16 protein-coding genes are annotated in these 15,943 nt (G+C 48.3%); 9 read left to right on the top strand and 7 right to left on the bottom strand.

Features of this window, described 5'->3' with window-relative positions; all coding sequences use genetic code 11:
• Positions 1-10: 10 nt before the first annotated feature.
• The gene (locus tag KME11_18350; GenBank protein ID MBW4517172.1) at positions 11-1,114 is read left to right on the top strand and encodes an FAD-binding oxidoreductase; all 1,104 of its coding nucleotides are present in this window, start codon (positions 11-13) and stop codon (positions 1,112-1,114) included.
• Here the strand turns inward: KME11_18350 and KME11_18345 are convergent.
• The gene (locus tag KME11_18345) at positions 1,111-1,638 is read right to left on the bottom strand and encodes a peptidoglycan-binding protein (protein ID MBW4517171.1); all 528 of its coding nucleotides are present in this window, start codon (positions 1,636-1,638) and stop codon (positions 1,111-1,113) included. The two genes, KME11_18350 and KME11_18345, sit on opposite strands and share 4 nt — an antisense overlap.
• A gap of 121 nt (positions 1,639-1,759) precedes the next feature.
• On the opposite strand from KME11_18345, the gene alr reads away from it, so the two are divergent.
• Positions 1,760-2,986 carry an alanine racemase gene (alr, locus tag KME11_18340; GenBank protein MBW4517170.1) on the top strand — a complete coding sequence of 409 codons (1,227 nt, stop codon included), beginning with the start codon at positions 1,760-1,762 and terminating at the stop codon, positions 2,984-2,986.
• A 21-nt stretch (positions 2,987-3,007) separates the two neighbouring features.
• Positions 3,008-3,493: a GNAT family N-acetyltransferase gene (locus tag KME11_18335; GenBank protein MBW4517169.1), complete on the top strand. Its 486-nt coding sequence runs from the start codon at positions 3,008-3,010 to the stop codon at positions 3,491-3,493.
• A 19-nt stretch (positions 3,494-3,512) separates the two neighbouring features.
• On the opposite strand, the gene pheS is transcribed toward KME11_18335, so the two are convergent.
• Positions 3,513-4,514, bottom strand: a complete 1,002-nt coding sequence (gene pheS / locus KME11_18330; GenBank protein MBW4517168.1) for a phenylalanine--tRNA ligase subunit alpha — start codon at positions 4,512-4,514, stop codon at positions 3,513-3,515.
• Between the two features lie 90 nt (positions 4,515-4,604).
• On the opposite strand from pheS, the gene surE reads away from it, so the two are divergent.
• From surE to dusB, 4 genes are all read left to right on the top strand, one after another.
• Positions 4,605-5,456 (top strand): 5'/3'-nucleotidase SurE, encoded by an 852-nt coding sequence (gene surE, locus KME11_18325; protein MBW4517167.1) that lies wholly within the window; start codon positions 4,605-4,607, stop codon positions 5,454-5,456.
• A gap of 245 nt (positions 5,457-5,701) precedes the next feature.
• The gene (locus KME11_18320) at positions 5,702-6,628 is read left to right on the top strand and encodes an MBL fold metallo-hydrolase (GenBank protein ID MBW4517166.1); all 927 of its coding nucleotides are present in this window, start codon (positions 5,702-5,704) and stop codon (positions 6,626-6,628) included.
• A 47-nt stretch (positions 6,629-6,675) separates the two neighbouring features.
• Complete coding sequence (locus KME11_18315; protein MBW4517165.1) at positions 6,676-7,650, top strand: bifunctional riboflavin kinase/FAD synthetase; 975 nt, start codon at positions 6,676-6,678, stop codon at positions 7,648-7,650.
• A 234-nt stretch (positions 7,651-7,884) separates the two neighbouring features.
• A complete protein-coding gene (gene dusB / locus KME11_18310) occupies positions 7,885-8,973 on the top strand; it encodes a tRNA dihydrouridine synthase DusB (GenBank protein MBW4517164.1) in 1,089 nt (362 codons plus the stop codon).
• Here the strand turns inward: dusB and KME11_18305 are convergent.
• From KME11_18305 to KME11_18295, 3 genes are read right to left on the bottom strand one after another with little or no spacing between them, the layout of a single operon-like run.
• On the bottom strand, positions 8,970-9,830 hold the full coding sequence (locus tag KME11_18305; protein MBW4517163.1) for a DUF1361 domain-containing protein: 861 nt from the start codon (positions 9,828-9,830) through the stop codon (positions 8,970-8,972). The genes dusB and KME11_18305 overlap by 4 nt on opposite strands.
• Before the next feature lie 12 nt (positions 9,831-9,842).
• Positions 9,843-10,115 carry a hypothetical protein gene (locus tag KME11_18300; protein MBW4517162.1) on the bottom strand — a complete coding sequence of 91 codons (273 nt, stop codon included), beginning with the start codon at positions 10,113-10,115 and terminating at the stop codon, positions 9,843-9,845.
• Positions 10,112-11,515 carry a CHASE3 domain-containing protein gene (locus tag KME11_18295; protein MBW4517161.1) on the bottom strand — a complete coding sequence of 468 codons (1,404 nt, stop codon included), beginning with the start codon at positions 11,513-11,515 and terminating at the stop codon, positions 10,112-10,114. Before KME11_18295 ends, KME11_18300 begins: the two co-directional genes overlap by 4 nt.
• A gap of 15 nt (positions 11,516-11,530) precedes the next feature.
• Between KME11_18295 and KME11_18290 the strand changes: the two genes are divergently transcribed.
• Positions 11,531-12,205 carry a response regulator transcription factor gene (locus KME11_18290; GenBank protein MBW4517160.1) on the top strand — a complete coding sequence of 225 codons (675 nt, stop codon included), beginning with the start codon at positions 11,531-11,533 and terminating at the stop codon, positions 12,203-12,205.
• Between the two features lie 285 nt (positions 12,206-12,490).
• Here the strand turns inward: KME11_18290 and KME11_18285 are convergent, their stop codons facing one another.
• Positions 12,491-12,808, bottom strand: coding sequence for a cytochrome c (locus KME11_18285; GenBank protein ID MBW4517159.1), 318 nt, complete (start codon positions 12,806-12,808; stop codon positions 12,491-12,493).
• Positions 12,809-13,157: 349 nt separating this feature from the next.
• On the opposite strand from KME11_18285, the gene petG reads away from it, so the two are divergent.
• Complete coding sequence (gene petG, locus KME11_18280) at positions 13,158-13,271, top strand: cytochrome b6-f complex subunit PetG (protein ID MBW4517158.1); 114 nt, start codon at positions 13,158-13,160, stop codon at positions 13,269-13,271.
• Between the two features lie 124 nt (positions 13,272-13,395).
• On the opposite strand, the gene KME11_18275 is transcribed toward petG, so the two are convergent.
• A complete protein-coding gene (locus KME11_18275; GenBank protein ID MBW4517157.1) occupies positions 13,396-15,705 on the bottom strand; it encodes a hypothetical protein in 2,310 nt (769 codons plus the stop codon).
• Positions 15,706-15,943: the final 238 nt, after the last annotated feature.

The following is a 15,943-nucleotide window of genomic DNA, read 5'->3' as shown; positions in this document are numbered from 1 at the left end:
GCCCCAAAGCATGAGCCGGAACATTGTGGTGATTGGGTGTGGCATAGTGGGAGCCGCGATCGCCTACGAACTTAGTCGTATTCCCAATTTTGCCATCACTGTCCTCGACCAATCCCTTCCCGCCCAAGGCGCAACTGGAGACGCCTTGGGCGTTCTCATGGGCATTATCAGCCAAAAAGTCAAAGGCAGAGCTTGGAACTTGCGACAGACCAGCATTCGCCGCTATGCCACCCTAATTCCTGAGTTAGAGGTGGTGAACGGGCAAAAAATTCCTTGGAATCCACAAGGTATCCTCCGCCTCTGCTTTGCTGGAGAGGATTGGTTTCGGTGGGAAACGTTGATAGAAACTCGCCATGCTCAAGGCTGGTGCCTAGAACGATGGAATGAGGCAGAGCTAAACGCCGTTTGTCCATATCTCAACCCTCTCCACCTAACTGGAGCCATCTACTCCCCTCAAGATCTGCAAATTGACCCTGCTGCTCTTACCCTTGCCCTGGTTGCGGCAGCGCAGAAAAATGGCGTTACTTTCCGGTTCAATACAAAAGTAGAAAGTTTAGAAGGCGCACCGATTTGTCGGCAAGTACAAACTCAAATAGGAAGCATTTCTGCCGATTGGATCGTTGTTTCATCTGGGCTAGGCTCGACTGCTCTAACCCACGCAGCCGCTCAGCCCCTTGAAATTCTTCCTGTGTTAGGACAGGCCTTGCGCCTAAAAATTAGCCAATCGACTCCCCCATTCCACCCTGCCATTAATGGAAACGATATTCATATCGTGCCTCTTGGACAAGGTGAGTATTGGATTGGAGCGACTGTAGAGTTTCCCGACCCAGCAGGAGAATTAGTAGCAGAGGAGGGATTGCTTCAAAAAGTTTTGGAAGGCGCGATCGCTCTCTATCCTGCTCTTGCCCATAGCACCATCCTGCAAACCTGGGCAGGGTTACGTCCTCGTCCCCACAATCGCCCCGCTCCCATCATTGAGCCGATGTCAGGCTACGGCAATGTTTTCTTAGCAACTGGGCACTACCGCAACGGCGTTTTACTTTCTCCCGCAACAGCATTAATGGTTAGAGATGCCGCCTGCGAGTTTTTTGGAATATCCAATCTTCTCAACTAATTTCTCCTAAAATCAACACGGGCATCCAGGTCTCGATCTTGCAGTTGACGGGCAACATCGTCTGCATCAGCGCGAGTGGTGTATCCGCCAGCGTCAATATAGTCTCCTCGCCGAGAGTCTGAGGATATGAACGCATCGCCAACCACCTGACGGGCACGCGCTAACCTATCCTCATCATCGCCTGGAATGACGACTCGATAAGGCCCGTCTGATTCACTCTCAGAGCCAGGAGCGCCGAGAAAGACCTCCCCACGACTATTGGGATTTAGCCCTAGTGACCTCAGCGTCTCTTCGCCCGCAATACCATCGCGTGTTAAACCCTGCTCGGCTTGATACAGCAAAACAGCGTCTTTTGTATCCTGACCGTAGATTCCGTCTGCGCTAATGTTTAATCTTTCCTGCAAATCCCTAACATCCTCGCCTCTGTCGCCTAACCGCAGATTGGCTAGAGCCGGAAAGCCGATCGCTAGCGTAGGGATAATGACAGCGATCGCCAAAAAACCTTTCCAAATAAAACTTGACATTTTTTGAGTCTCCTTTTTGAATAGCTTCAACCCAAAGAAATCCTCAAAGGAATTTTCTACACGGGTTAGCTGTAAAGCGCTGAGAAAACATAGCAGTATTATCACTCAAGAGCAATTCTCCATGTCTCTAGAATTTTCCCAAACCATCCCTACAGAATCCTCTTGGTGTGAAATCTCTAGGCACGCCATCCAAGCGAACATCCAGCTTCTACGCCAACGAGTGGGTCGTCAGGTTAAGCTAGGCATTGTCGTCAAAAGCAATGGGTTTGGGCATGGTATGGCGGCTTGTGCCCGTGAGTTCATTGCAGCAGGTGCAGACTGGCTCATTGTCAACTTTGCTTATGAAGCCGTTCACCTCCGAGAGGCAGATCTTGAAGCGCCCATCTACATCTGTGGGAATGTTTCTAAGGCTCAAGCGCCCTTGGTAGCAGCCACCCGTGCCAGAGTTGTGCTTTACGATGCAGATGTAGCGCTGGCTTTGGCAAAGGCTGGACAAGAGATAGGGCATCCTGTCCCCGTTCACCTCAAAATTGAGACAGGCACCCATCGGCAGGGCTTACAGGCAAAAGATGCACTTAAACTGGCGCAACTCGTTAATCAGCTAGAAGGCATTGAGCTAGAAGGCATTGCAACTCACTATGCTGATATTGAAGATACCACCGATCACCGCTTTGCTATGGAACAACTGGCGCAATTGCAAGAGGCTCATCATCTGTTCAAAGAAGCTGGGTTCGAAGTGCCTATGGTGCATTCTGCTAACTCTGCCGCCACTATTTTATGGAACCAAACCCATGCTTCTTTGGTGCGGGTCGGGTTGGCAGCGTATGGACTCTGGCCTTCTAAAGAGACTTATGCTAAGGTTCTACAGGTTTCTGCAGCTGAAGGCGATGGTTTTGTGCCTAACCTTCAGCCTGTTCTATCCTGGCGATCGCGGGTTGTTCAAGTTAAAGAGGTGCCTGTAGGTGGATATGTTAGCTACGGGCGCACCTTCCGGGCGACTTATCCCATGCGGATTGCAGTTTTGCCCCTGGGCTATCACGAAGGCTACGATCGCCGCCTCTCTAATTTGGGTTACGTGTTGATCAATGGAACGCGATCGCCCATTAGAGGACGCATTTGCATGAACATGTTTATGGTCGATGTTACCCATATCCCTAATGTTGAAGTTGGCACTGTTGCGACCCTCTTAGGTGCAGACGGTGAGGAACAGATTACTGCGGAACAGTTGGCAGGATGGATGGGAACGATTAATTATGAGGTCGTGGCACGGATACATCCTTCGCAGCCTCGCTTTATGGTGGGCGATCGATTTGTTGAGCGCGCTTTTCATCCCGTCGTCGTAGAATAGCTTTGCTCCTTATCTATCATTATGTCAAGTGTTCTCCGCCCCACTACATCTGAAGATCTCGATTTTGTCCTAGCCGCTGAGAACCATTCCGATAACCGAGATTTTGTTTCTCAATGGACACGCCAACAGCATGAAGAAGCGATCGCCGACCCCGATGCCCTTCACTTCATCATCGAAGCTGAGGGCGCGATTGGATACACAATTCTTTATGGGCTCACCGATCCGAATCAAGTCCTCTGTATTCAGCGCCTGGTTATCACCCAAAAAGGCAAGGGCTATGGCAAAGCAACTCTGAAGCTTCTACAGAAACTCGCTTTTGAAGACTGGAATACCCATCGCCTTTGGTTAGATGTCAAAGATTACAATCATCGGGCGTGGCACGTTTATGAATCGGTGGGCTTTCGGTTAGAGGGAATCCTGAGAGAGTGCGTTAAAAAAGGCGAGCACTTCGAGTCCTTCGCCATTTTCTCCATTCTTAAGCCCGAATATCAAAGCCAGCTTTCCTAGAACTGCCACGCCAACTTTCTTAAAACTGCCGCAAGAAGCGCAGGTCACTGTTATATAACCGACGAATATCGTCCATCTGGTGCAGCACCATAGCAAACCGTTCGACTCCAAAGCCAGCCGCAAACCCAGTATAAATTTCTGGGTCATAGCCAACTGATTTGAGTACGTTTGGGTCAACCATGCCGCAGCCCAAAACCTCCAGCCAGCGCCCTCGCCACTGCACATCGACCTCAGCAGAAGGCTCGGTGAACGGAAAGAAGCTAGGTCGAAAGCGAATCGGCAAGTCCCCAAACATTGCTTCTAAAAAAATCTTGATGGTGCCGCGCAGATCAGTAAAAGTTAGCCCCTCATCCACTGCCAAAATCTCAATTTGATGGAACACTGCCGAATGGGTCGCATCAACGGTATCCCGACGATAAACGCGCCCTGGAGCAGCAACCCGGATGGGCGGCTCGTTGTTCTCCATGTAGCGAATCTGCACGGAAGAAGTGTGCGTCCGCAACAGATTACCATCTGAGAGATAAAATGTATCCTGCATATCGCGCGCGGGATGATCTGCAGGGGTGTTTAATGCCTCAAAATTATAGTAATCTGTCTCCATTTCGGGTCCTTCTGCCACCGTGTAACCCAGACCCACAAAGACATCTAGCGCTCGCTCGATGGTGCTAGTGAGCGGATGGGCACGACCTTGGGGATGAAACACCCCTGGCATTGTGACATCAAGGGTTTCTGAGAGCAGTTTGGCTTCGATTTGTGCCGATCGCAGTGTGGCTTTCTTCTGATCAAGTTCTGCCTGAATGATCTCTTTGACCTCGTTGGCAGAGGCACCAATGCGAGGACGCTCTGAAGCATCTAGCCGCCCCATGCCGCCCAAAACTTGAGACAAACTGCCCTTTTTACCCAAATACTTGATGCGCAATTGCTCAAGGTCGTCGAGAGTAGTGGTGGTAGCGATCGCTCGTTGCGCTTCTTGTTTCAGCACTACCAATTGCGTTTCAAGATCATTAAGCTGTGTAGTCATTGCCTGGAGTGGGGTGTCACGTAAGACTTTAAGGATATCCCTAACAGTCTACAGTTAAGATCCCAACCGAAGACCATTTCCTCTCCACCCATGAACCTTTTAATTAGTAACGACGATGGCGTGTTCGCCCTCGGCATTCGCACCCTAGCCAACACCCTCGCAGCCGCAGGACACCAAGTGACGGTTGTTTGCCCCGATCGCGAACGCTCAGCCACTGGGCATGGGCTGACTATTCATGACCCCATCCGGGCAGAACTCGTTGAATCCGTCTTTCATCCCTCTATCAAAGCTTGGGCATCTTCGGGAACTCCTGCCGATTGCATCAAACTGGCTCTGGGCGCATTGCTTGAGGCCCCCCCCGATATGGTACTGTCAGGCATCAATCACGGTGCTAACTTGGGCACTGATGTCCTCTATTCCGGCACCGTCTCAGCAGCAATGGAAGGAGTCATTGAAGGCATCCCTAGCATTGCCCTGAGTCTTACCAGCTTTACCCACCAAGCTTTTCAGCCCGCTGCCGACTTTGCCCAAGTGCTAGTCGCGCGTCTTGCCGAATCTCCTCTGCCCCAGCCAACCCTCCTCAATGTCAACGTTCCCCCGGTTCCGCCCGATAAAATTGCGGGAGCGATGATGACGCGCCAAGGCGTGCGACGCTATTTTGACCAGTTCGAGAAACGAGTTGATCCGAGGGGGAAAACCTACTACTGGCTAGCTGGGGAGGTTTTGGAAGAAGTGTTTGACCATGCCCTCGACCCCACAGCCCTACCTGGGCTAAAAACACCGCAATCTGACATGGAGTGGTTTAAGAACGCTCCTACTGATGTGCAAGCAATTCGGCAGAACTATATTACGATTACGCCACTGCAGTACAACATGACCTGCGTTTCAGGGCTGTTTTGTCTAAAAACCTGGAACTTGCCGATCGCTCCTTTAGTTTCTTAAAGTTCCTGCTTATCCTTGAGGCTTTGCCCTCAAATGAGGGGAATAGTTAAGTACAAGCTTTTTGTTAAAGATCGATAACGATCTGAGAGGAAAGTTGTATACCTAGAAAAATGCTTGTTTAATTTGGGCTAACTCTAATTTAGGTTAAATCTCTTCACTGAGTTAAATCAGGCTCAGATTTAAGGAGCTTTCAGTTCATTAATTTCAGTTTGTTTGGGTTTTGTGGAAACTGTCGAGAATTGCACATGTCTAACGTTGAAGACCAATTCACAGTTCGTTTTTGGGGAGTCCGGGGCAGTATTGCCTGTCCGGGGCACAGTACGGTGCGCTATGGCGGCAATACGTCCTGTGTCGAAATGTGTGTGGGGGGCAACCGCTTGATTTTTGATGGTGGAACGGGACTGCGAGTGTTAGGACAATCCCTGATGCGACAGCTTCCAGTAGAAGCCCACCTGTTTTTCACCCATTCCCATTGGGATCACATTCAAGGTTTTCCGTTCTTTATTCCAGCATTCGTCAAGGGCAATCACTTCAGCATTTATGGGGCGATCGCCCCTAACGGCTCCACCATTGAGCAACGCCTCAACGACCAAATGCTTCACCCTAATTTTCCGGTGCCGCTGCAAATTATGGGGGCTGACCTGAAATTTTTTGACTTAGCCATTGGCGACTCGGTTACGGTCGGCGAGGAGGTACTGGTCGAAAGTGCGTTGCTTAACCATCCTGGAGAGGCGATCGGCTATCGGGTTAACTGGCGGGGGCATGCAGCAGCATACGTGACCGATACCGAGCATTATCCCGATCGCTGTGATGAAAACGTCGTTCGTTTGGCACAAGATGCTGATGTGTTGATCTACGATTCCACCTACACCGATGAAGAATACCACTGCCAAAGAACTAGCAAAGTCGGCTGGGGTCACTCCACTTGGCAAGAAGCCGTTAAGCTCGCAAAATCTGCCAATGTCAAAAAGCTCGTAATTTTTCACCATGATCCGCTGCATGACGACGACTTTATGGATCGTATTAAAGATAATGTGGTGAGCGCCTATCCCAATAGCCTGATTGCGTGGGAAGGATTGGAAGTTGATGTACTGGCGACTGATAGTTTAGCACCTGATAGATTATTAACTGATGGTTTAGCACCTGACGTATTAACGACAACGTTCGGTTAAGTGAAATGGTGTTAGCCAAACGTTCCTTTTATGTCAGAATGTAAAGCGTGTGGATAATCTCTTCTCTCACCATTGCAAAAACACCAACACTCGTTGCCCTGGGTAACTTTGATGGCATCCATCGAGGGCATCGACAAGTCATTCAGCCCATTTTGTTAGATAGTAAGTTTTCACGACCTGGCTCAGAAAAGGTATTTCCTACCGTTGTCACTTTTAGTCCTCATCCCCAGGAATTTTTCACGGGGCAATGCCGCACTTTGCTCACTCCGCTAGATGAAAAAGTGCAGCATCTTGAAAGCTTGGGCATAGAGCAGCTGGTACTACTACCGTTTGATGAGGCCCTTGCGAACCTTACACCCCAAGAATTTGTTGAAAAGATTTTGGTGCAACAACTTCAGGTCAGGCAGGTTAGCGTGGGGCAAAACTTTCGGTTTGGCAAATGTCGAGCGGGAACGACGGATGATCTGAAGGCGATCGCGGCTCAATATAATGTGACGGTCAGTATTGCCCCGCTGTACACGGCTGCGGGCGATCGCGTTAGCAGTTCGGCGATTCGCCATGCTCTCGAACAGGGGAAACCGCGTCAAGTCATCCAGCTTTTGGGTAGACCTTATACCCTCGTTGGCAAAGTGGTACCTGGTCGGCAACTGGGCAGAACGATTGGCTTTCCGACTGCCAACCTGGAGCTTCCTGAAGAGAAATTTTTGCCGCAGAAAGGGGTTTACCGAGTGAGGGTAAAAGCCTCGACTGTAGAGAGCTTAGGGGTTATGAATATTGGCGATCGTCCTACAGTTGCAGGGCAAGGACCGCCTAAGCCAACCGTTGAGGTTCATTTGCTGAACTGGTCAGGCGACCTTTACGGGCAAACGCTGACGGTTGAACTAGAAAACTTTCTTCGCCCTGAACAAAAGTTTGCCTCCTTAGATGACCTCAAAGCTCAAATTCAGTTTGACTGTCAAATGGCTCGAAGAGAATGGGCACAACTGGCAGAGGAAGGCGATCGCCCTGCCGCCCTTTCTTAGAGGATGTCTGAGAAGTATCAAAGATTCTTACACTCGCCCCCCAACCCCCCATTTTGGGGTAGGACTTCCGAGCCACTCCTTCTTCAAAGTCCCCCAAAATGGGGGATTTAGGGGGCGGATTGGATAGCAACCTAGACTTCTCAGACAACCTCTTAGGCTCCTTCCTTTTAGACTGCCATTCCCTAACTCAGCCCCACGATACAATGAGAACATTCTAGAATTCTTGACACGCTCATGGTTTCTCCTTCGCCTAGCCTTCAAGCCCGACTTTCTACCCCGCTCAAAATTGGGCAGATAGAGGTCAAGAGTCGCGTTTTGCAGTCGCCGTTGTCGGGAGTGACCGACCTGGTGTTTAGAAGGCTAGTGCGCCGCTACGCACCGGATTCTATGATGTATACCGAAATGGTCAATGCCACGGGCTTGCACTATGTTAAAGAACTCCCTAAGCTCATGGAGATTGACCCCCACGAGCGCCCCATCAGCATTCAGCTTTTTGATTGTCGCCCCGACTTTTTGGCAGAAGCAGCCCAGCGGGCTGTGGATGAGGGCGCAGATACCGTAGACATTAATATGGGCTGCCCAGTCAATAAAATTACTAAAAATGGTGGCGGGTCTTCTTTGTTACGGCAACCAGAACTGGCTGAAGCGATCGTGCGATCGGTCGTTAAGGCGGTGGATGTGCCCGTCACGGTTAAAACTCGCATTGGCTGGTCAGATCAGGAAATCAACGCTGTTGAGTTTGCTCAACGAATGCAAGATGCTGGGGCACAAATGCTGACGCTTCATGGTCGCACTCGCGCTCAGGGCTACAATGGGACGGCTCGGTGGGAGTGGATTGCTAGGGTGAAGGAAGTCCTATCTATTCCAGTCATCGCCAATGGTGATATTTTTTCAGTGGAGGCGGCGGTACGATGCTTGGAGGAGACTCAGGCAGATGGCGTGATGTGTTCACGGGGGACTTTGGGCTATCCATTTTTAGTGGGTGAGGTGGATCACTTCCTGAAAACTGGAGAACTGCGCCTGCCGCCAACACCGATCGAACGGCTTCAGTGTGCAAGGGAACATTTGGAAATGCTGTGGGCATACAAGGGCGATCGCGGCATTCGTCAAGCCCGGAAACACATGACTTGGTATGCCAAAGGCTTCATGGGTGCCTCGGATCTGCGGGGACAACTGGCAGTAGTAGAAACGCTAGAACAAGGGTTAGCGCTGATGGATCGGGCGATCGAGCGTCTTGCCCATCACCTTGAAAAGAACCAGGAATCTCCTCTTGCTCTCTTCATCACACCAGAGTTAATGCCTCAGTCAGCGGATGCCTCTTAATCTAAGCCGTCATCTCCCCTTTGTGCCGTCTGCCACCGCAGCCTGATGCCGATGGTTAGTTGTTTCATGAGCCAGTAGAGAACTGTTAGCCCCATAAACGTCACAACCATGACCACTGCTGGACGCTTTGCCGTTAACGTGTCAAAGGCAGTCAGTAGAACATTGCTGGGGTCGGTGACCAACTGCCAACTGTTTAAGCGAGCAAATCGCCCCAGGTAAACCCCAACAGCGCAGAGGGCATGAACAATGATTTCCCCCAAAAAAATGTATTGCTTGGCTCCGTGATGTTTGAGGTAATAGCCCTGGTTCATGAGGGAAATGACGTAAGCCTCCATACCTAGTAAAATTGCAGCGACATGAATTGGAATGACGACTAGGGCAATCGCCCAAGGCGAAATTTGACCCGAGCTAGTTGCGCGAATTAAATGAATGATGTCGGTCAGGAGATAGGGAGCATTGGGAAGAAATGCAATAAATACCGCTAATCCTAGCCACCAGCCTAGCGATCGGAGATTTTGCTTTCGTTTGAAAAGAATCAGGCTCAAGACCAGAGCAATGAGGGCGATCGCGATTAACCAAAGCACGCCCATAAGAGCCGAACTGTCTCCATTGATAGCACTTTGCAATAACCCTATCGCTTTACCCAGAACACGAGGCAGCTTAGGCAAAAAACCAATTAGCCCAATGATTACAGCAATGCCGCTGAACCATCCCAACCAGGACTTTGACACATTTTTGCGCCGAAATAGTAAAAAGCTAAGAACGAGGGGAATAAATGCCAGGAAAAGATTCCAAAAGATCCAGCCGCTGTAAGCAGAGGAGAGGGCAGAAATGGCATCAGCGATAAATGATGGCATAGGCTAACTAAGCTAACGGACGTTATCTCTAGATTGATCTTTCATAGATAAGGCAATGACTAATCCTGCAAAGCTGGGCACAAACGTCATCACCCCTAGCCATCCCATCATACTCATGGTGTAAAGCGCCTCACCAACATCATGTCCAGCCACGTTGCAGGGATAGGCTTGGGCTTCATTGAGCCTACAACCCTGTTCTGAAGCAACTTTTGAAGCCATCCCAACTAACATCCAGGGAGTTACAAGCAGTATCAGGGATAGAATGATGGCAGATTTCTTATTCATAGAAGCGCTTGGTTTCTTCCCAGATTAACCTGTAGATCGGCAACCGTCAGTGGAATTTGAACTGTAAATGTTGTGCCTTGACCCAATTCACTAGTAACGAAAATCTTGCCGTGGTGAAGTTCTACACATTTCTTGACCACTGCCAAGCCTAAACCCGTTCCAGCGATCGCTCCAGAATTTTGTCCCCGATAAAACAACTCATAAATTTTCTGTTGTTCTTCCAATGCAATGCCAATTCCATGGTCTTGCACTTTAAAGACAACCGTTTCTGGCTCAAGAGTTGAACTTAACAAGACGGGCTGATTGGGGGGTGAATATTTTATTGCATTCTCTAACAAATTGTTCAGAATTGAATACAGCAAGTTTGCATCAAGACGCACCGGATGGGTTTGTCCTGAGCTAAAAAAATGAATGGAAGAACGTGTTGAACTCAGTTGTTTTTCTTCCACAAGGTTAAGGCAAAAAGCTTCTAAATCTAAATCTTCGGGATGACACTCTAGCTTGCCTGCTTCAGCTCTTGTCAAAGCTAAAATATCAGTAAGTAACCGAGTCATTAATTTGGCAGAAGATTGAATGCGATAAAGGGTTTTGTACTTTCGCTCTTCTGACCAAGTTTGGCTGCCTTGAGTCAGTAATTGTGATGAGGCTAGGACAACGCTTAACGGGGTTCTAAACTCGTGGGAAACCATTGAAAAGAATTTTAGTTTGGCTTCGCTCACTTCCTTCTCACCCATTAATTTTGCTTGAAGTGCCTCGGCTTGCTGTCGTTTAACAAACTGGTGATAGAGTAAAAAAGAGGCGATCGCCAATATTCCAAAACTAGAAGAAATTACCAAAAGGCTAACCCCTAGTTCCTGCCTAATCCTCGTTCGAGATTGGTCTACCCATTGCTCTAACGAAAGTTCTTCAGTTTGCTGCATTGCTGCAATCACTAACTGAATCTTGTCTCGGAGCTTAATACTTTGCTCTGTTATCTGAACTTGTCGAGGCGTGACTTTGGCTTCGGTTTGGTAAAGTTGAATAGATTGCTGAAGCAAGCTTATTCTTTGATTAAGAAGTATCTCCAGCGCTTCTAATCGTTTTAATTGTTCTAAGCGATCGCTCAAACTCTTTTGCAATGTTTCCATCCCTGGATCAAGTTCTCGAATTGCGGCTTGATAGCGATATAGCTCCTTCTGATCGCCTAAAAATACATAGCCTCGCCGCCCCGATTCGGCGATCGACATGGTGGCATAAACATTAATTAGGTTCTTGATAATTTCATGGGTTTGCTGTGATTTGTTAGTACTCTCAAGCAAGCGCTCTGAACTTTGATATGCCATCCAACTAATCCAGCCCATCACTAAAGCTATAACCCCCAGCCCCAAAATGAGCCATTTTTTTTCAGGCGATCGCTTCATAGGAGATTGTAGACCATGCGGATTTTAGTGGTTGAAGATGATTTGTACCTAGCAGAGGTATTGAACGAGGCACTGAGCGATCGCCAGTATACCGTTGATGTCGTAGGTGATGGTGAGGCAGCTTGGAGTTGCATTGAAGTGGGGCAATACAACCTGGTCGTGCTAGATGTGACATTGCCAAAGTTAGACGGAATTGGCTTTTGTCGGCGATTGCGCGATCGGAACTTTACCCTGCCCGTTCTGATGCTGACTGCCCGAGATACCGTAACCGATAAGATTAACGGACTAGATGCCGGAGCCGATGATTATGTCGTGAAGCCGTTTGATTTACAGGAATTAATGGCAAGAATTCGTGCGCTACTGCGCCGGGGTCAAAGCATGACAACTAGCCTAGCCTGGGGCAAGCTACGACTTAACTCTAGTACTTACGAAGTGACCTATGACGAAGTTGGGCTTCAGCTTACACCCAAAGAATACGCTCTATTAGAGTTATTAGTGTCTAATGGTCGTCGGGTATTAAGTCGTGCTGGGATGATTGAGCGCATTTGGTCGGTGGAAAGCCAACCAACGGAAGAAACAGTTAAGACCCACATTAAAAGTTTACGCAACAAACTGAAAGCAGCAGGTTCTCCAGAAGATTTTGTTGAGACAGTGCATGGATTGGGATATCGCTTGAAGGAATACCTATAGGGTTGTCCAAAATTACCCAAAATGCAACTCATCCTGAAATTGAAACCTTTATGGAATCGAATTGCAGAATTGCTGAACGAAAGCATGAATCTGCTCAGCGCCCATTTCCCCAACATACGCGAATCAGTCACTCCCCGATTTCTCCCCGATTTCTCCCCGATTTCTGAACTTGGCTGAGTTAGAGTGAGCCATCACTTGAATCTATTCCTCTGGATTCAGTTCAGTTTGAAGAGCACCTTTGCCGACTTTCCTCCATCTTGGGGCAAAGTCGGTTTTTTATGGCTGCTATAGGTTCTCCAGGTATTTCAGCAGATCTGCCATGGTTTCGGGGCTAGGCTGAAACTGCGGCATGGGAGGTGTTTTACCGCTAATAACCTGTTCAATGAGTCCTACCTGCGACTTGCGAGAGGCAACATGGTAAAGATTAGGGCCCACTAACCCTTGACCCTCTATGCCATGACAGACGGCACAATTAAGCTGAAAAATAACCTGTCCTTGCACCGGGTCGCCCGACAAGGACAAGACGCTTTGAATATAGGGATCGGCGCGCCGAAACTGGTAAACACCGAACACGGAGATCAACACCACTAGTAGCACTGCCAATGTCGTTATCGCAGCTTTTTGGAGATCTGTGCTGGTGTGAGTAAGGGGTTTATTCAACAGTTCTTGAGTATGCAAAGTTATAAAGGAGGCACTGTGGCAGGCAACACTATATGAGAAATGTAACCTATTTATTATCAAAACTCAGCATAATTTATTCTTTTTCAGCAACTTAGGCAACAATTTAGGTTGATCTTTTACAAGTTTTTCGATTGCGCTTGCTTCTCTGCCTCAATTGGAGTAAGAAGGTATTCCAAATTCGATCGCAATAAGAGATGATAGGAGCATAGCGGCAAGGTAAACTCTAAAAACTTGCTAAAATGTTTGACCTTAAATCAAGGAGAGATCAGTCGTGGTAGAACCATTGCTAGTGGGCATTGTCTTAGGTTTGATTCCAGTAACGTTGGCAGGCTTGTTTGTGGCTGCCTATTTCCAATACAAGCGTGGTAATCAACTTAACTCTTAAGAGGATTGGTCGTTATTAGAATGAGTCATTATTAGAAAGAAAAGGGAGGGATCGAGCAGTGCTCAATCCCTCCTTTTTTTGCCACTTGTTTAATCTATAGCTAGAAACCTATCCACTGCATTGTTTAGGCAAAGTAGTCATTGACCTTCAGAGTGCCGATAGGTATTTCGACGGAACCTGCTATCTCTAAGACCAAATCCTGGGGGGCAGAGAAACCAGGGTCTTGGTTGTTGACGGAGAGATAGGTTTTGCTACCCCAACTGAACAGTAGGGCAGAATCGGCTCCTAATGAAAAGTTGGTATAGGCGGAGGAGGCTGCCTCAGTCAGGGTATTGTCTTGCTGTAGACCTGCGCTAATGAGAGCTTTGGGCATGGTTAAACTACGGAGTTGAAGGCGATCGCCTTGGCTTAAATCAAAATCCGTAATCACATCAGGAGCATTGCTTAGCGAGGCTCTTAGGTTGCTGTAGACAAATCGATCTGCACCTTCGCCACCGGTTAAACTATCGGCTCCAAATCCGCCAATGAGAATATCATCACCTGCGTCACCGATGAGGGTATCGTTGCCATCTCCACCATGGAGGCGATCGTCTCCCCTTCCTCCAGCAAGCTCATCATCTCCAGATTTGCCGATGAGAGTGTCGTCATACTTCTCACCTTGCAATCGGTCATTTTGAAATGTTCCTCGCTGATGCAAACCTATTCGAGTAGATGAGGTAGGTTCGTTCCACCATCGATCGTTTTTGGCAATAAAGTTAGTTAAAGCTGCATACTTAGGCGAAGTCACTTGAGTGATGCTTTCTAATGAACCCCAGCTTCCCCATTTTCCAGCAGTGGATGCATCCACAAAATGGTTAAACAGCGTTCCTCCAGATTGCTTCCAACCGTCCAGAAGCTTGGTGTAAAGATCCTGCATTTCGGGACGGCGGTTGAGTTCTACTAAAAAATTTGCCAATTCTTGATCATTCTCAACGCCTCCGACTCCTACCAAATGTTGTCCGCCTTCGTAAGCAACCATGTCTAACCCGTGTCGCTGTGCAACCTCTGCATGATATTGAAAGCTATTGATGGAATCGGCAACCGAATATTGATTATCTCCAGGAAGAAGACCCCCGACATTAAGCTGCTGAAATGCTTTACCAAAACCGCCATCAGCATCAGCGAGCCAAGATTTGACAGTTGCAGTATTTTCGGCGCTCCCCAAGTTGCCGCCAAAGTACCCGCTAACAGAGTAGGCGTCAAATGATTTCCAGGCAGGTTCATGTCCTTCGGCAACCCAAGATGGCGTATTCAAGATGGGGTCTTCCAGTCCTTTCCAGGCGGTTTGAGTCGTCACGATCGCAACAACCCGATCCTTTTCTGCGCCAAAGGTCGATTTCCAAATGTCTGCCGTTTGGGCGCTGCGCATTCCGTACCATTGCATCCAGCCCCCATGCCCCACCAAGCGATCGCCCCACTTGGCTTTGGCTTGCTCTACGGCGTAATGGGCTTGAGGGAATTGCCAGTTCCAAACTTCATTGGAATACTCAACATATGCTTTCAACTTAGGATCGAGATGATCACGGACGTAGGCTGCAAAATTGGCGATGTAGTCATCGGTCGCTTGGTGAGGCATGGTGAACCAAGGGGATGTGCCTGTCTCATTTGCAAGTGCCACCATCCCTTCCAACGGAGCACCTTTTCTTGCCCAAGTCGAGTCGTCCAGCGTCGCCCGATCTGCCCAGTCTTTTTGGGGCGAACCGTTAGTGTTCATCCAATCCATAAAGCGCAAGGTGCCAAAGTCTTTCACTTTTTGGGTAAATTCTGGATTAAATTTCACACCCAGTTCAACCAAAGGCAAATCGTCTTCGTGGTAAACGTGAATGTTGCGAATGTAGTCTCCGGTGTTGCGAGGATCGGTAGATGTAATTTTGAGATAAATCCCATTGGCACTCGCCTGATCAACCTGGATTACGTCGCTTCCGATGAGAGATTCACTGTCTATTTTTTTAGCATCGAATCCATATTCAATCGTGCCTGTACCTTCGTAGGAAACAACGTAACGCCCTGGGCGATAGATGTTGGGCATGTCGCGCATCATCAGCGTGCTGGCAACGCTGTTGCTGGGTAGAGATCGCACCCAGCCTGATGAGTCCAGATCTAGGGTTTCTCCTGAATCCCATTTGGCTTCGCTTTGGGGAAACCAAACGCGAGAAGATTGAAAAATATCGATAAACGGAAGCTCGGTTGAGAAGTCAGAAATGCCATTTAAACCAATGCCTAAAGAACGTCCTGAAACAGGTTCTTGAACGATCTCTTGAATTTTTTCTTGAACGAATTCTTGAACGTTGTTTGTAACCATGATGTGCAATTCTCTAAGGATTTGTGAGCAGCAGAAAATTGCAGGCGTATGGCACTGCGATCGCTGTTGAGTAAAAAAAATCACTTTAGCCAAAGGAATAGTTCGCTAGAAAATGGCAATTTATGCAAAATTGCCTGCGTGAATCACTATTCCGAGAGAGGTGGTAATGCTTGAATAGGTTGAGCTTTATGAGCAATAGCTCTTGACTGCATCTTCATCTGCAATTGATATGAGCTATACAGGAACTTTACTTACTTAAAAGTAATGTATGGTTTTTATCGTTGAGATCGGTGATTTCAGCACCTTTATATAAAAGCAATATGAAGCCCGC

It is taken from the genome of Timaviella obliquedivisa GSE-PSE-MK23-08B (assembly GCA_019358855.1).
Taxonomy (GTDB): Bacteria; Cyanobacteriota; Cyanobacteriia; order Elainellales; family Elainellaceae; genus Timaviella; species Timaviella obliquedivisa.
This window is presented reverse-complemented; position numbering and strand designations above follow the sequence as displayed.

Bases quoted from the DNA above. Each gene is read 5' to 3' on its own strand.
- KME11_18350 (MBW4517172.1), top strand. From the start codon at position 11: ATGAGCCGGAACATTGTGGTGATTGGGTGTGGCATAGTGGGAGCCGCG.
- KME11_18345 (MBW4517171.1), bottom strand. From the start codon at position 1,638: ATGTCAAGTTTTATTTGGAAAGGTTTTTTGGCGATCGCTGTCATTATC.
- alr (MBW4517170.1), top strand. From the start codon at position 1,760: ATGTCTCTAGAATTTTCCCAAACCATCCCTACAGAATCCTCTTGGTGT.
- KME11_18335 (MBW4517169.1), top strand. From the start codon at position 3,008: ATGTCAAGTGTTCTCCGCCCCACTACATCTGAAGATCTCGATTTTGTC.
- pheS (MBW4517168.1), bottom strand. From the start codon at position 4,514: ATGACTACACAGCTTAATGATCTTGAAACGCAATTGGTAGTGCTGAAA.
- surE (MBW4517167.1), top strand. From the start codon at position 4,605: ATGAACCTTTTAATTAGTAACGACGATGGCGTGTTCGCCCTCGGCATT.
- KME11_18320 (MBW4517166.1), top strand. From the start codon at position 5,702: ATGTCTAACGTTGAAGACCAATTCACAGTTCGTTTTTGGGGAGTCCGG.
- dusB (MBW4517164.1), top strand. From the start codon at position 7,885: ATGGTTTCTCCTTCGCCTAGCCTTCAAGCCCGACTTTCTACCCCGCTC.
- KME11_18305 (MBW4517163.1), bottom strand. From the start codon at position 9,830: ATGCCATCATTTATCGCTGATGCCATTTCTGCCCTCTCCTCTGCTTAC.
- KME11_18300 (MBW4517162.1), bottom strand. From the start codon at position 10,115: ATGAATAAGAAATCTGCCATCATTCTATCCCTGATACTGCTTGTAACT.
- KME11_18295 (MBW4517161.1), bottom strand. From the start codon at position 11,515: ATGAAGCGATCGCCTGAAAAAAAATGGCTCATTTTGGGGCTGGGGGTT.
- KME11_18290 (MBW4517160.1), top strand. From the start codon at position 11,531: ATGCGGATTTTAGTGGTTGAAGATGATTTGTACCTAGCAGAGGTATTG.